This window comes from Rubripirellula reticaptiva, assembly GCF_007860175.1.
Classification (GTDB): Bacteria; Planctomycetota; Planctomycetia; order Pirellulales; family Pirellulaceae; genus Rubripirellula; species Rubripirellula reticaptiva.
In genome coordinates this window covers 209,812-224,309 of sequence record NZ_SJPX01000005.1, presented here as the reverse complement: position 1 = coordinate 224,309, position 14,498 = coordinate 209,812, and the positions used below count along the sequence as shown (strand labels likewise).

General features: G+C 57.0%; 12 protein-coding genes. 3 read left to right on the top strand and 9 right to left on the bottom strand.

Annotated features, from left to right (window positions below):
* Positions 1 to 11: 11 nt before the first annotated feature.
* A complete protein-coding gene (locus Poly59_RS22025) occupies positions 12 to 1,289 on the bottom strand; it encodes a M14 family metallopeptidase (RefSeq protein WP_246151851.1) in 1,278 nt (425 codons plus the stop codon).
* A 425-nt stretch (positions 1,290 to 1,714) separates the two neighbouring features.
* Here Poly59_RS22025 and Poly59_RS22020 point away from each other — a divergent pair, with 425 nt between their 5' ends.
* Positions 1,715 to 2,542, top strand: a complete 828-nt coding sequence (locus tag Poly59_RS22020) for a sugar phosphate isomerase/epimerase family protein (protein WP_146536855.1) — start codon at positions 1,715 to 1,717, stop codon at positions 2,540 to 2,542.
* Positions 2,543 to 2,547: 5 nt separating this feature from the next.
* On the opposite strand, the gene Poly59_RS22015 is transcribed toward Poly59_RS22020, so the two are convergent.
* Both Poly59_RS22015 and Poly59_RS22010 read right to left on the bottom strand, forming a co-directional pair.
* A complete protein-coding gene (locus tag Poly59_RS22015; protein ID WP_146536276.1) occupies positions 2,548 to 3,414 on the bottom strand; it encodes an alpha/beta hydrolase in 867 nt (288 codons plus the stop codon).
* A gap of 81 nt (positions 3,415 to 3,495) precedes the next feature.
* Positions 3,496 to 3,915 carry an Rrf2 family transcriptional regulator gene (locus tag Poly59_RS22010; RefSeq protein WP_146536275.1) on the bottom strand — a complete coding sequence of 140 codons (420 nt, stop codon included), beginning with the start codon at positions 3,913 to 3,915 and terminating at the stop codon, positions 3,496 to 3,498.
* A 209-nt stretch (positions 3,916 to 4,124) separates the two neighbouring features.
* Here Poly59_RS22010 and Poly59_RS22005 point away from each other — a divergent pair, with 209 nt between their 5' ends.
* Positions 4,125 to 5,318: an aminotransferase class V-fold PLP-dependent enzyme gene (locus Poly59_RS22005; protein ID WP_246151850.1), complete on the top strand. Its 1,194-nt coding sequence runs from the start codon at positions 4,125 to 4,127 to the stop codon at positions 5,316 to 5,318.
* Here the strand turns inward: Poly59_RS22005 and Poly59_RS22000 are convergent.
* The 6 genes from Poly59_RS22000 to Poly59_RS21975 form a co-directional block, all read right to left on the bottom strand.
* On the bottom strand, positions 5,315 to 6,211 hold the full coding sequence (locus Poly59_RS22000) for a sugar phosphate isomerase/epimerase family protein (protein ID WP_146536853.1): 897 nt from the start codon (positions 6,209 to 6,211) through the stop codon (positions 5,315 to 5,317). The genes Poly59_RS22005 and Poly59_RS22000 overlap by 4 nt on opposite strands.
* A 217-nt stretch (positions 6,212 to 6,428) precedes the next feature.
* Positions 6,429 to 8,420 carry a PDZ domain-containing protein gene (locus tag Poly59_RS21995; protein ID WP_146536274.1) on the bottom strand — a complete coding sequence of 664 codons (1,992 nt, stop codon included), beginning with the start codon at positions 8,418 to 8,420 and terminating at the stop codon, positions 6,429 to 6,431.
* Entirely contained in the window at positions 8,417 to 9,436 is a 1,020-nt protein-coding gene (locus Poly59_RS21990) for a S1C family serine protease (RefSeq protein ID WP_146536273.1), read from the bottom strand. Before Poly59_RS21990 ends, Poly59_RS21995 begins: the two co-directional genes overlap by 4 nt.
* A complete protein-coding gene (locus tag Poly59_RS21985) occupies positions 9,433 to 11,271 on the bottom strand; it encodes a S1C family serine protease (protein ID WP_146536852.1) in 1,839 nt (612 codons plus the stop codon). Before Poly59_RS21985 ends, Poly59_RS21990 begins: the two co-directional genes overlap by 4 nt.
* A 76-nt stretch (positions 11,272 to 11,347) precedes the next feature.
* A complete protein-coding gene (locus tag Poly59_RS21980; RefSeq protein WP_146536272.1) occupies positions 11,348 to 12,544 on the bottom strand; it encodes an NPCBM/NEW2 domain-containing protein in 1,197 nt (398 codons plus the stop codon).
* Positions 12,545 to 12,646: 102 nt separating this feature from the next.
* Complete coding sequence (locus tag Poly59_RS21975; RefSeq protein ID WP_146536271.1) at positions 12,647 to 13,762, bottom strand: glycosyltransferase; 1,116 nt, start codon at positions 13,760 to 13,762, stop codon at positions 12,647 to 12,649.
* A 225-nt stretch (positions 13,763 to 13,987) separates the two neighbouring features.
* On the opposite strand from Poly59_RS21975, the gene Poly59_RS21970 reads away from it, so the two are divergent.
* Complete coding sequence (locus tag Poly59_RS21970) at positions 13,988 to 14,461, top strand: hypothetical protein (protein WP_146536270.1); 474 nt, start codon at positions 13,988 to 13,990, stop codon at positions 14,459 to 14,461.
* Positions 14,462 to 14,498: the final 37 nt, after the last annotated feature.

Sequence of the window (14,498 nt, the reverse complement as noted above, 5' to 3'; positions counted from 1 at the left end):
AGCGAAGCCCGTTACTTTGACTCGTCCGTCTTGCGGGCGATCAAAAGCTTCATCATTTCTTCGGCGGATTGCGTTGCGATGTCTCGAATGCGTTCTCGGTCCGTTTCGTCACCAAATTCGTAAGTGATCGCGTGGATGCCTAACTCTCGGGCGACCCAGGCTTTGCTAGTCGCTCGGTGAGCATTGTGGCCTTCTTCGCGAAGCACATCGAATGACGGCATTCGCTCGTCGATCGCGGCCAGCCAGTCCTTTGTGAATCCCGCTGGGAACAAATTGTTCTGAATCGGCGCGGTATAGAAGACTTCGTTGAACGTGCTGTGGAAATCTAAGAACAGCCACATTCGACCGTCTTCGCGATCACGCAGGCTGATCAGTTCGTCGTGGATCGCTTTGGTTTCGGGCTGAGTGAAGTGCAGCCAATCGCGATTCAAGTCGACGCCGTTTGCGTTCGCACGCCAGTAACCTTTGGCGACCCCATCGGGATTGGCGATCGGCACAACCGACGTTTGAAAAAGTTTGCGAAACTGATTTGCCAAGGGAGTATCGGCACATAACGTTTCGACAAAGTGCATCATCCCAATCGTACCGGTCACTTCGGGTGGGTGCTGGCGCGACAGAATGAAGATGGAATCCGATGCGTCCGGATCGCCGATCGTCATGCTGTGAATCGGTCTGCCGTTGACCGATGTGCCGATCTCTTTGTTGCTGATGAATGGCTTGGAATCAAAATCGTTGATCCAGCTCGCGATGTCTTTGTTGTTGACCAGTTCCTGGCTCGCGACCCACAACGGTTTATCGCTGACCGGCAACTTCAGTGTCACTTCGCGGCCACCGGGATGGCGGCTGACGATCAAGTGGTTCGCCGGTGTCCACTCGACTCGGTCATGACTAATCTTGGGAGCGTATCGGTGCGAGCCGCCCTCGTAACGAATCCGAACTTTGATTTCGAGACTCGTTTTCGAGTGGACTCGAAAAGCGTACCACGCGCTGTCGTTGCTAGTGTCGGTTTCAGGACGAATCACGATCTCGAAATTGTCGCTGCCGTTTTCGATCAAGCGATCAATTTTACCGCCCGGAAAATCGACTTCGAACCTGATGTTCTTATCGATCGAATCAAACGATGTCGAAACCAGTGACAATGCATTGGGATCGGCATGGGCGATTGAGATACTCGCGTATCCGATCCAAATGGCCGTCAAAATCTTGCGAGCGAACGATCGCGCGCATTTGCGACCTGGCATGATGGCGTTTAACATCGCGGGCGTTGCCGGGGCGGGAGGTGAGGCCACCGCAAACGCGTCCGACGCACGTGCGAGGTAAGGGGGGGGAGTTTGGTGGGCGTCCTGCGTCTGTCTTTTTTATGCCGGATTCAACCGGACATCTCGTGATCACAAATCTACACCATGTTTGACCCTCAAGCGACAAAAAACACCCGCCGGGAACGCAAAAACACGTTCGGCGCGCCGGTTGTGGCTTGCACCCTCATCGATGGTGGACGATTTTCACGTACGGTTGGTGTATCTTGGTCCGTCTGCCTGCGGGGCCGTGCAAATCATTCCCACCTTTTTCTCACCTTCCCACCAACGCACCGAACATGATTGATCGCCGCGACTTATTTCTTGCTGCGACTGCCGCCACGGCCGCCGCCGCAATGCCTTTGACAAAGTTGGTCGCGGTCGAGCGCGCCACCGATGCTTTTCCTGTCAAGTTTTCGCTGAACATGAGCACGCTGCGCGGTCAGAATTTGACGCTGCCCGAACAGGTCAAGGTCGCAGCAACGGCTGGGTATGATTCGATCGAGCCATGGGTTCGCGACATCCAAAAATTCGTCGACGATGGCGGCAGCCTTCCTGACCTGAAAAAACAAATCGCCGATACCGGGATGGGTGTCGCCAGCGCGATCGGTTTTGCTAACTGGATCGTCGACGACGATGCTGCTCGCGCCGAAGGGCTTGAAAACGCCAAGAAAGAAATGGCGTTGGTTCGTTCCATCGGCGGTGCTCACATCGCCGCGCCGCCCGTCGGCGCTCACCAAGCCGGACACGTGTCGCCGCCCTTGCAAGTGATCGCTGATCGCTATCGGGCACTGTTAGAAGTCGGTCACGAAATGGGCGTGACGCCACAGCTGGAACTTTGGGGTTTTTCACCGACAATTTCGAAACTGGCCGAACTTGCGTACGTTGCGACCGGCTCGGCACACCCCGATGCTTGCGTACTGCCCGACTTTTATCACATTTACAAAGGCGGCAACGATTTCGAGTCGCTAAAGATGATCGAAGCCTCGCGAATGCACTGCTTTCACATCAATGACTATCCCGCTACGCCAGGCGTCGACAAGATTGCCGACAAGGATCGCGTGTTCCCCGGCGACGGTGTTTGCGATTTGCCGGTGATCATCCGAGGGTTGATCGACCGCGGATTCACCGGCACGTTTTCGCTTGAATTGTTCAATCCCGAGTACTGGAAACGCGACGCCGGCGACGTCGCAACCGAGGGGCTTGAAAAGTCGAAGCAAGTGGTTGCAAAAGCGATTTCGCTGTAGCCAGTCTACGGCTGGACCCAACCCAATTCGGTCAAGAAATTGACCGACTTGGCCAGCGTGTCGCGATAGTACTCGTCCTTGCCGCCCTTCTTGGCATTGAAGAATCCATGCGGCTGCTTCTCGTACAAATGCAACTCGCTGTTCACGCCAACTCGCTTGCAGTCGTCGCGAAACTTTTCGGCCGTGGCGACGGGAATCAGCTTGTCATTGGTTCCCAGAAATACAATTGATGGCGGATCATCGGCAGTGATGTTGTGGGCGGGCGAGTACTTCGCGTACTGGTCGCCGACGCGTGCGGTGCCCCATCCGCCCGGCCCGTTGTCATAGACAGGATTGAACAGCAACAGTGCCGCCGGTTTGCGTGATACGTCGGACTTGGTGTCGTCCATCATCCCCAAGTATGCAGCCAAGTGACCGCCCGCGGATCCGCCGCCGGCCGCGATGCGTTCCGGATCGATTCCGAACTCGGATGCATGACTGCGGACGTATTCAAACGCGTCGGAAGCATCTTCGACACAGATGTCTGGTGCGTCTTTGTTCTTCTTGTCCAGCAATCGGTACTGGCCACGGAAGCAAACCATGCCCAGCTTTGCCAGTTCGATACTGTGTTCGGCAAACTGGCCCGGCGCTCCGCCCGTCCAACCGCCACCGTGAAAGAACACAACCGCCGGTCGCGAATCAGTCGCCTTCCAATCGGCAGGTCGAGTCCAATCGATCTTCAATTCAACGTCTTTGCCTTTGACCGACACCGTCTTGTAATTCAAGGTGTGTTCGGTGGGAGCGGCTTCTTCGGCCGACACGGAACCAGCAAACGCGATGCAAACACAAACGGACACTGCGAAGGTACAAGCTAAAGATTTAACGCTGGCCATCAGGTCGAACTCCCAAGGAATCGTCGTTGTTCGCCCCATCGGAAAGGACGCAACCAAAAGTACAAGGGACGTATTCTAACCTCATGACTCACACAGTGGGACGATCGGGTTGGTCGACCCGATCATCGATTCGACCGTGACGCCGCGGAATGCCTTTTCGGTCGCCGCGTACGCTTTGTCGAGTTCGGCATGCAGCGGACAAAGTTTCGTGTGGGATTTCAGTCCGAGCGGGCATGATCGAATGCGCTGCAGCGGCGAGACGGCGTTAACGATGTCCAAAATCGTCAACTTCGATACGGGCTGAATCAGTTCGTAACCGCCACCGGGACCAGGACGCGATTGAACCAATCCAGCCGAGGCAAGGTCTTGTAAAACTCGTGTCAAATAGCGACGCGGTACCTGAGTCGTTTCCGCTAGTGCGTCCGCCGAGGCGGGTTGGCCCATCTGGGCACCCATGCAAACCACGGATCGAAGTGCGTACTCAGCAGTCTTGGAAAGCATCGTCGTGGCTCGCGAAATTTAGAGTCAGTGTTACTGCTGATGCACTGATGGATTCGGTCGTCCGGACGCACCGCGCAGTTGAACGTATGTCATGATAGCGACTTAGGATCTTTCGTCACCAACCGGCCTGGACCAATCATCGTGCCCCCCGGGTGCGATGGGCGTTTTGAATGTGAACCAACTCGACATCAACTATTTTGAAAGAACTCGTGACACAGTCCATTTTCCGACGACCGACTGCCTGGCGAAGCCACTGGCAACTTGACCCGAATCTCGACTTTCTAAATCATGGGTCGTTCGGTGCCACGCCCACAGTCGTGCTAGAAGAGCAACGCCGAATCCGTGATCAGTTGGAACGAGATCCGATCGAGTTTCTGGCACCCGAACGCAGCCTATTACCAAGGTTAGATGCGGTCCGGGCACAGGTTGCCCGCCTCGTCGGCGCCGACGAGGCGGACATCGCATGGGTGCGAAACGCAACCGATGGCGTCAACGCCGTCGTGCGTTCATTCCCATTTCGAAGCGGCGACAACGTTGTGGTGACCAACCATGGTTACAACGCTTGCACGAACGCGATCCGGTATGTGGCCGATCGATCGGGCGTCGAAGTGAGAGTTGTCGAAGTACCCTTTCCGATTTCCGGTCCCACCGAGGTCGTCGATGCGATCGATCAGGTGATTGATTCGTCGACTCGGTTGTTACTGGTCGATCACGTCACTAGCCCCACAGGATTGGTCTTTCCGGTCAAAGACATCGTGGACCTAGCGCATTGCCGCGGCGCTCGAGTGCTGATTGACGGTGCCCACGCACCGGGAATGGTACCAGTGGATCTTCGCGAGATCGACGCGGACTACTACACCGCCAACCATCACAAGTGGTTGTGCGGTCCCAAGGTTTCCGGTTTTTTATGGACACGTCCCGAATGGCAAAGCGAGGTTCGTCCGACCGTGATCAGCCATGCGGCGAATCGCCCGGTCGACGGACGTTCGCGATACACCAGCGAGTTCGATTGGACTGGCACGTTCGATCCATCGCCGCTGCTAGCCACGGCGGCCGCGATCAACTTTCTCGACAGTCTATTGCCTGGTGGAATCGTTTCGCTGATGCAGTCCAATCGCGAGTTGGCGATCGAGTCGCGTGGCGTGTTGTGCGAAGCGCTGCATGTTGATGCACCGGCGCCCGATTCGATGATCGGCAGCTTGATCGCACTGCCAATCCAATCGTCCGACGAAAAGCTGCAACAAGTGTTTCGCACCAAGCACCGATTCGAGTTTCCGATCTATCCCAGCCTCAAGTCTGGCACGCAATTGATGCGAATCGCTTTGCAGGCTTACAACGATTTAGACCAAGTGCAAAGGTTGGCCGGCCTGTTGCGATCGATGGGAATCGTCGGCGTCCGTTAAGCTTCGGTCGATGCAAACGCTTTTCGCAACATCGCCAAGCTCTTCGGAATCGCAGTTTCGTGAGACTCTTTGCCTTCGAATTCCAGCGAGATGTATCCGCGATAATCAACGTCGCGAAGAATCTTGGCGACACGGTCGTAGTCGATATCCAGCGTGTACCAAGTGCCTCCTCCGTAATACGTTTTCGCTTGAACGTAGGCCGCATGCGGTGCCATCTTCTCGTACTGGCCGTATTGGTTTTCTAAGAAGTTGCCCGTGTCCAGCGTCGCCTTTAGCCAAGGCGACTTGACTTCATCGAGCACACGAAGCACTCCGGCGGCGGTTCGCCCGAGTCCCCAGTGGTTTTCCAGACCGAGCACGACGCCGCATTTTTCCGCGATCGGCAAACACTTTTCGATGCCTTCTTTGACCCACGCGAATCCGTCGTCGTCGGTGTAGCCTTCCAAGTTCGGTTCGATGCCTTTGTTGGCCATCAGCGTGTCAAAGTCGCCGGACGTTCCCCATCGGCCTGTGTTGACTCGGATCGTCGGAATGCCCATCGAGTACGCCAGTTCGATGCACTCGATCGTGTGGTCGACGTTGTCTTGGCGAAACTTTGCGTCTGGTGAGACAAACGATTGGTGCGTCGAGAGTCCACACAAACTCATTCCGTTGCGGAACGCTCGCTGCTTGATCCGCTGTGCGGCGACATTGGATTTGTCTTCCATTTGCACATGCAAAACTTCGACTGCATCAAAGCCCGCCTCGGCTGCCAAGTCGACACACTTTTCAATCGTCAGCTTGCTGTCGTCTCGGTAACGCCAATACGAATAAGTCGAGATCGCGATCGGATTGGGACGGCGATCAATCTTTGCGGATGACGCGGTTTCGGCGGCATTGGTTGTTCGGGGCATCCCAAGCACCGCGATCGAACTGGCCGCCGCCGCGATCGCCGAACGCCGTGTCAATGAAGTGCCCGGTTGTGGCGCCGAAGTGTTTGGTTTGGTCGACATGCGGAACAGGTCCATTGGCAAGAGTTTGGGAAGGCCAGACCGCTACCGCGGTGCCAGCACCGTTTCGTTAACTTGAGGCAACTCATTAAAGCGTTGGTGGACGATCGTTTGAGTTCATTTAGATCGCTTGCAGCAACCGAACCCAATTCAGTAAACCGTTCTGGTCCAACTTTCCGCCAACAATGACGGGATAGCCAGCAGCCTCGATCGCTTTCGACCAATCCGGCAGATCGGTCGCCGACTCGACCGGGATCATCAGTTGCAGTGACGCCGCCGGTTCGTTTTCACGCAGTCGAACTGCGGGTGGCTTCGCATCGGGCGATACCGCGACACCGAAAAACGTCTTGCTTTGCGAGATTGCAGCGGCCAAAGCCATGGTGTCAGCGGCTGTCGCGTCGGCGTCATCGATGCTACCGGCCGAAGCAACGGCGACTGCGGTCGCGTTGATATTTGCCTTTTTAATGATCGCCGCCGCAAAGTTCGCCGTCACTTCTAGTTCCTTGGGTTGCCATTTCGTAGCATCTTCCGGAGCGATTACACAAACGACTACGCCACATTCTTCGGCCGCTTTCTTCCATTTTTCAGCGGTCGATTCCGGTGTGCCCTCACCAGGCCCAAGCAGCAGTACCAGCAAACCAAGGTCTTGCCACGCTTCGTCACTTGCGACATTGTCTTTCGCGTTGGGGGCAACATAGAATGCAATGTTGGGAGATTCAGGAAGCTTGATTTCAGTGGTCGTCCAAGGTTCGGCTTTGTCGCGGCGCCAGCTTTTTGGAACCTGATTCGTGAACTTGCCTGCGATCGTCTCGGGAGTGATCTTCGCTTGTTGTTCCTCTTCACCGCGGCGATAGGAAATCAGCAGTTCTTTATCCGGCTGGGCCGCGATCAGTTGCCGGCGCAGTGCATCCGCGCCATCGACTTCCGTTTCGTTGATCTTCAAGACCACGTCGCCCGTCTTTAGCGATTCGCTAGCCGGTGATTCGGGAATGATCTCCGACACAACCGCTTGTTCGTTTTCGTCGCTGACGACCAAACCAATTCTCTGAGGTTGAAGCGGTGGGATGGTTTCGGCCAGCGTCACGTCGATGTCCAAGGGGGTTCCATCACGTTCGATTTTGACGTTCACGACTTCGCCAGCATCAAAGCTGCCCAGAACTTGTCGGATCTCTTGATGACGTTTTACCGGAACGCCGTCGACCGCAAGAACTTGGTCGCCCGCTTTGATTCCGGCTTCTTCGGCAGGCGATCGCGATCGCACGGCTGCGATTTCGGTGTTCGCGTCGTTCAAATCCTTGCTCTTGCCGACGATGCCCAACAGGCCTTTTTTGATATCCTTGCCAGCCTTCAGTCGGTCCAGTTTTTTGGCGATCACGTCCGCAGGGATCGCGAATGCAACGCCCGAGTCGTACCAGTCGGTCGACGTTTCAGCGCCGCCTTCGGCGACTGCGGGGATCAGAATCCCCAGGACATTGCCGTACAAATCGATCAGCGGCGCGCCATAATGAGACGCCGATACTCGGGCGTCGGTTTGCAGGGCGATGCCATCAAGACGGCCTTCGCCGCTAAGGATTCCAGTGCTAACGATCGGTGCCGCGTTGCTGCCGTAACGCCCGATTGCGATTGTGGTTTGTCCCACTTGGCGGCGAGCATCCGAAGTCAGCGAAACGGCAGAAATTGCTTGGTCCGTCTTGAATTCAAGCAGTACCAAATCGCGGTGATCGTCTTTGGCGACGACCTTCGCCGAGTTGCGTGTACCATCGCCCATCACAACCAGAATGCTGGCCGCCGGTTTCGCCACGACCAAGCTGGCGGCGATCACATAGGCTTTTCGCGATTCGTTCTCGTTGTTTCCCGACGCGTTTTCGGGCTCGACCGCTACGATTACGCCCGACGTCGGCGCATCCTGTTCGACTTCCCCTTGGCTGCCCTGGCTCGTTCCGATGATTTCGATCATCACCACCGACGGCAACACGTGTTCTGCGGCGGCACGAACCGCTTGCGCTAACGCGTGTTGGTGCGCGGCGCGTTGCTGATCGAGATCATCCGCCAGTGCTTGCGTCGCGAACGCGATCGTCAACATCAGCGCGATGATAGTTTTACACACACTCATGGTTTCAGCACCAAGTTCAAAATTTCGCTGTTGCGTTGCACAGTCAGGTTTAGGTTGTCGCGCCGATCGATTGTTCTGAGAATGCGGCGAAAGCTGCGTTGACTTTCGATTCGCTGGCCATCGACTAGCAAAATCAAGTCATCCGGCCGCATGCCTGCACGATCCGCTGCCGACGCGTGCATCACTTCATCGATGTACGCGGGCGTCGTTTCCAGAACATCAGGAACCATGATGACGCCCATGGTTGTGAAGTTATGCGAATCGTTCCTCGGCAGCATTGGCGTCGATTCAACCGGAGCCGTCGTCTTGCGGCCTGCGATGATGTCGCCGATGGTTGCTCGCAGAGCCGACGCGGGCAACGCGTAATTGAGCCAAACGCCGGTGGCGGTGTCGCGAAGTTCTTTGCCCAACATGCCGACCAAATTACCGTTGGCGTCGACGACCGCGCCGCCGGCTGCGCCGGGATTGTTGGCGATCAAATCCAAAATCAGGACATCACCACGGTAGGGCGTTTTGAATGTTCCACGTCGAGCGTCTAGCTGAGTCACCGCAGCGACACTGCCTTGCATCACGCTAGCCGGTTCGTCGCCGGTCGCGATATTGAACAGATTACTGATCGCGATGACTGGGTCACCCCACTGAACCGACGTATCCGCGGGGACTGGAAAGTACGGCAGATCCGATGCGTCAATCTTTAGCACCGCTAATTCAAGTGCCGGTTCGAAGCCAACGATCTTCGATTCGAATCGACGGCCGTCATCAAGCTGCACGATCGGATCCACGTCCAATACGTAACTCCAAGCCGTTGCGATGTGTCCGTCCGGCGAAACCAGGAACCCGCTTTGATAGGCTTCCAGTCCTTTCAGTCCGCCGGCGCCGTAAACCTTGGCCACACGACGCTGGGCATCACGAGACGACGGGGCAAGTGAGTCTTGTGCCGCTGTGATGTTCATCGCTGCGAGATTCATTGCCGCGCACGCAACAACCAGCACGGCTAGTTTTTGAATGTTCATCATTGGTTTTCGGCGTCCAGTTCCGATTCGGGGACTAACTTCCACGACTTCACTTTCACCTTCAACAGCGATTCAGTGCCGTATCGCAGATCCAAGAACGTGGGCATCGCTTTGGCGTCAGCACCATCACGCAACAGCCAAAGTTCGGCTGGGTCTTCGTCGCGATCGGCAAAGACTTCGACGGCTTCGAGTGCATGAGAATCAGGGTGCGACAGCCACCGTGTTTCCATCTCACCGTCGATGCCCACGACACAGTCTCGCAAGGGCCGCTGGCCACCTAGCGGCATGGTGCCCCAGTAAAACGTTTCGCCGAACTGCTTTGGTCCCGTCGCCAGCATGCGTCGCCAAGCATCCAATGCCGCTAACATTCCGACAGGCGATCGACGCGTGACGGCTTCGTAGAGTTCACCTTTGGTTTCGATCTGGACCGGGCGTTCACCAACGATCATTGCCATCTTGCCAGATGTGACGCGGATCATCACCGGACTCGCGTCTCCATCGGCCGTTTCACCCTCGATGATCCATCCGGTCGGTTCATTGCTTTCGCTGGATTCTTGTGCCGGGTATTGGTTCCGCACTTCGGCGATGAAGTCGTCTTGTTCTCGTTCGTTGAAATGGTAGTTCGCATAACCCTTTCGCTCGATCAACTGGTCCGTCACCGACTTGGGAATCGGGCTCTTGCCGTGCGGCGAATCCGGCTCTTGGTCCTCCGGTGCCGATTCTTGTTCGCCGTCGCTATCATCGCCTTCGTTGTCCTCATTGTCCTCTGGCTTTGGTTCTTCGCGAGGCGGTGGCGGCGGCAAGGCACCGGCCATCTTTTCAAGCAATTCGTCCGGCCCGTGGACGCTTGCAAGTCGTACTAGCGTGTCGCGACTGTTGCCGTCGATGCGAAAGCGAATCGGGATTCGCCAGCCGGCCGGGAAAGTTGCCAGCACGTTCTGCAAATCGTTGGCGGTTTGAACCACTCGGCCGTCAATTTCAAGAATCTCGGCACCGTATCGCAAACCGCGACGGTAGGCGTCGCTGGATTCCAAGATGTTGGTGACTCGAACGCCGCCGTCGGGATCCGTGGCAACCGTCGCACCTAATGTCGCATGGTCGACGATGCGCCCGGACCGCAGCACACCTAGGAAATTTTCAGCTTGATTGATCGAGATCGCATAGCCGACACCGACGTTGACTCGGCCGCGTTTTTCGAACGAGCAGCGTCCGACGATACCCAGCAGTTTGCCTTCGGCGTCATAGATCGGTCCGCCTGAGTTGCCGGGATTGATCGATGCATCGGTTTGCAAACAATCGCCGTATTCAAGCAGTGTTCCCGACGGATACTGATACCGGCCGACGCCGCTGAGGATGCCGTAAGTCACCGTGGGTTGCAGGTTGGTTGCCAACAAGAACGGATTGCCGATCACCATGCACCAGTCGCCTGGTTGGGCGGTCCGGCTGCTGCCGAATGTCGCAACGGGGAAGTCATTCTTGGTTTTGCCGTCCAGTCCGATCAAGCGGATCATTGCCAAGTCGCCGACCGGGTCGATGCCGACAATCACGGCGTCGTAAACATTGCCGTCCGATAGCCCGCATCGCATGAACGTGCCGGCTGGACTGGTGACGTGAAAGTTGGTCAGCGCGAAACCGTCGGGCGAGATCAGCATGCCGCTGCCACCTCCGCCTCCGCCCGGCACAAAGACGCAGACCGCCGAAGGCATCGCTCGCGCGATCGCATCAATGCGAGACTGTTCGGCCGCCTGCAACGAGGCCGGAATCTGGACCGGTCCTTCGGCGTGTGTCACGATACAGGCGATCAACGTCATCGCCGACGCGACGCAACGAGCAATCATTGTCATCAAATACAGATTCCCAAGACGGAGTACCCACGACCTACGCTTTCTACACACTCGCAAAACCAAACTCCGGTTACTTCAACAGCCGCGGTCTCAGAATTGTGACCATGTCACCCAAGTCGCCGTCGTCTTGACAGTCCACTTCGATCGCAACTCGGCGTGCCGACGCGATCGGGATTTCGAAACCACGCGGCTCGGTATCAGTCAGCGATTCTTCCCAAACGGTTTTGCCATCAAGCGTGACTCGTACCGTCACACCGCTGGCAATCTTTGTCTTGTTCGAACGGACAACCGTTCCGCTGATCGTTTCGAATCCTTCGGCCACTCGGTACTCGATTTTGCCGCCGCCGTTGATCGCCAAGTCAGCATCGCCGGACGCGGCTGGACCCAAAAACGCATCGATCAAACCTGCGTCGACGTTGGTTTCAATGTAGGTCGTCATCGAAGCCGCAGCCGGCTTCTCGGTGGCCAGCATCATCATGCCGCTGCTAAGTTTCATCGACGCGATCTGGCCGAGTGGAAGCTCGTGTTGCAGTCCCGATGACAACGTCAACTTCAGCGGTTGACCGGGCTCGCTGGGCGACAATGATTGGACCGACCACTGTGAACCGTAAACGTCAACGATCCGAATTTCGGCATCATCGGAAACGCTGGCAGTGGACCCGAAGATGACGCCTTCAAGTTTGTCCATCGGCGCCGCCACCGTGTCACCGTCCAAGTTAAACGTCACCTTCGCATCTGCGATCGCCTCTACGATGCCTGATGTCGGATCCAGTTTGTCGCCCGGGCGTCGAATCACCATCACGTCACCGCGAGACTCTTTTTCAAGCAGTCCCAACCACTGGGCATCTGTTGTCGTTGCGGAAGCACGGAACCGGATCGCTTTGACCTTCCGCAAGTCGGCTCGAATGGTCCGTTGCCGGCGCGGCTCGATCACAACGCCGGACTCGTCAAGCGAAATATCCTGAGCGGCGATCCGGGAACCATCGACCAACGTGACTCGAAACGCCGGACCGGTTTCGGATGCCACGTCGTCGGGCGTCAAGCTTTGCAGTTCGCTAAACGGAATCGCGCGTTCGGCACCATCGACGATGATCAACATCGAATCGTCACCGATGCCAGCAAAGTCGCCGCCGAACGACTCGCCCGATTGAGTCGTCACCGTCATGGCATTTCCAGCCGTCACGACATTGGCCGTCAAGGCATGGGCAAGCAACAGCACGGTGCAGGCCGCGATCGCTTTGGGAATGACAAGGTAGCGTGGCGTCACGGTCAATTTCAAAATCCTGCGCAGCGGTTCGAAGCGGTCAGTTCTGTCAGCAATGTGTCATAACGCCGACTCTATTATTCTAACGCAAGCCGGCCAGACTCGTTAGCGTCCTGATTCTTCCGCCAGCACGCGTTCGTAGTGGTCGACCATCGTGGGCCAGCCGAAGTGGGTCAGGACGTCGCGGCCGGCCTCGCCGATTTCTTCACGCATGGTCGAGTCCACAATCATTCGCTCGATTCCAGCCGTGATTCCGGCCAAGTCATTGGGCACCAATAACCCGTTCAGGGTGTCGCAGATGATTTGGCGGGGCCCGCTGGGGCAATCCACGCTAACGCTTGGGACGCCCGCCGCCATCGCTTCCATCAGCGCCGACGGGAATCCTTCGTAGTGGCTGGACGATACGAAAATGGTGGCCGCGGCAAGCGGTTGCCAGACGGGCTGGATCCAACCCGCCAGCGAAACCGACGATGTCAGTCCCAGTTGCCGGATCTGATTTTCCAGCGGGCCGCGCTGTGAGCCTTCGCCGATGATTTGCAATTTCCAGTCCGGGTATCGCTTCACGACCGGCGCGAACGCATCGATCAATCGGTCGAATCCCTTTTCGATCTCAAGTCGTCCAACCGACACGACCTGGCGATTGGCAACAGCCACACTTCGGTCGGACGTTGCACATGGTGTATCAACCGCCGACGGGATCACGTCGACCGGGCCAGTCACTCGGCGGCGGCCAGCCGATATCAGTAGCGTCTCGATATACTCGGCCGAGTCCACGGTCTGCGCGATGATGCGATTGGCTTTTGGATACATCCGATTTCTTAGCCAACCGTACGCTCGGCCAAGCGACTGGGCCGACGGATCGCTGCGTTCGCTGATCACGATCGGGATGCCGGTCGGACGCGCCGCCATCACAGCCAAAATGTTGGTGCGGTCACAAAACGACAGCACCACGTCGGGCGATGAGTCCACCATCGCCGCGCGGATCACGCGAACGCGCCGGCGCAGATTTGCCACCGCCGAGATCAATGACCGGGTCTCGCCCATCACGCCAAGCATTCGCCGACTGACGGACGGATCGACCAAGTGGCGGTCGGATTCTCCTCTGTCCAGCGTCAACAGCGTCACCGCATGCCCGCGACCTGCCAAGCGAGACGACAAACCCGCCATGACGCGTTCGGCTCCCCCGCCGTCGAGAGAATGAATCAGACAGGTGATGTTCAAAACTGAATATTTCGATCGAGATTGTGCGGCGAGCGGCGGTGTGGCAGCGATGGCGACGAAAACAACGGATTCTCGGCCAGTGATGGTTGAAACAGTTAGAGGGGGTAACTAGCCTTAATTGTGGTTAGTCGCATTCTGATCAGTCGCGTGGGGACGTGAACGTCAAAAACGGTTTTGGCCAAACGTGATCGCTCCATCCCATTTTGGTACGCAAAAGGTTTTTTGATGAACAAGCATTTCGTGGCAGCACTTGCGGTGGTTGCCGCTTCTCTTTTGGGCTCAAGCGTCCTGCAGTCAGGAACCGCATCGGCTCAAGGTTTCGGCGAGTTCGGATTCGCTCCCTATGGATTCTATCAACCATTCGGAGCTCGGTACTCCACTTCGATCCGTACACCACCCTACTTTGCCACCAACCCCCCCGTCTATTATGGCGCCCGTCACGCTCGTCCGTACGGCCTGAGCCCGTTCGCCTCGCCGCCAATGGTCCAAGCTGGCCCGAACTACAACAGCCGCTTGCGTACCGAGTTCGCTGAACCGATCGTGCCAACGCCGAGCCCATCGTTCAGCCAGCCATGCGGCAACCCGTGCGTGCACCACAGTGGTGCCAAGCCAAATCCCGCAAAGCTCGGCGCGATCCAGTCGAACCCCTTCGTCGATTCAACCGACCGAATTGCCAGCGCTCAAAAGACCGAAGCCTAATCCGCCCGGGGCGAACCAAACAAACGTCGTCAACGCA

Bases quoted from the DNA above. Each gene is read 5' to 3' on its own strand.
- Poly59_RS21970 (WP_146536270.1), top strand. From the start codon at position 13,988: ATGAACAAGCATTTCGTGGCAGCACTTGCGGTGGTTGCCGCTTCTCTT.
- Poly59_RS21990 (WP_146536273.1), bottom strand. From the start codon at position 9,436: ATGATGAACATTCAAAAACTAGCCGTGCTGGTTGTTGCGTGCGCGGCA.
- Poly59_RS22015 (WP_146536276.1), bottom strand. From the start codon at position 3,414: ATGGCCAGCGTTAAATCTTTAGCTTGTACCTTCGCAGTGTCCGTTTGT.
- Poly59_RS22010 (WP_146536275.1), bottom strand. From the start codon at position 3,915: ATGCTTTCCAAGACTGCTGAGTACGCACTTCGATCCGTGGTTTGCATG.
- Poly59_RS21995 (WP_146536274.1), bottom strand. From the start codon at position 8,420: ATGAGTGTGTGTAAAACTATCATCGCGCTGATGTTGACGATCGCGTTC.
- Poly59_RS21985 (WP_146536852.1), bottom strand. From the start codon at position 11,271: ATGATTGCTCGTTGCGTCGCGTCGGCGATGACGTTGATCGCCTGTATC.
- Poly59_RS22000 (WP_146536853.1), bottom strand. From the start codon at position 6,211: ATGCCCCGAACAACCAATGCCGCCGAAACCGCGTCATCCGCAAAGATT.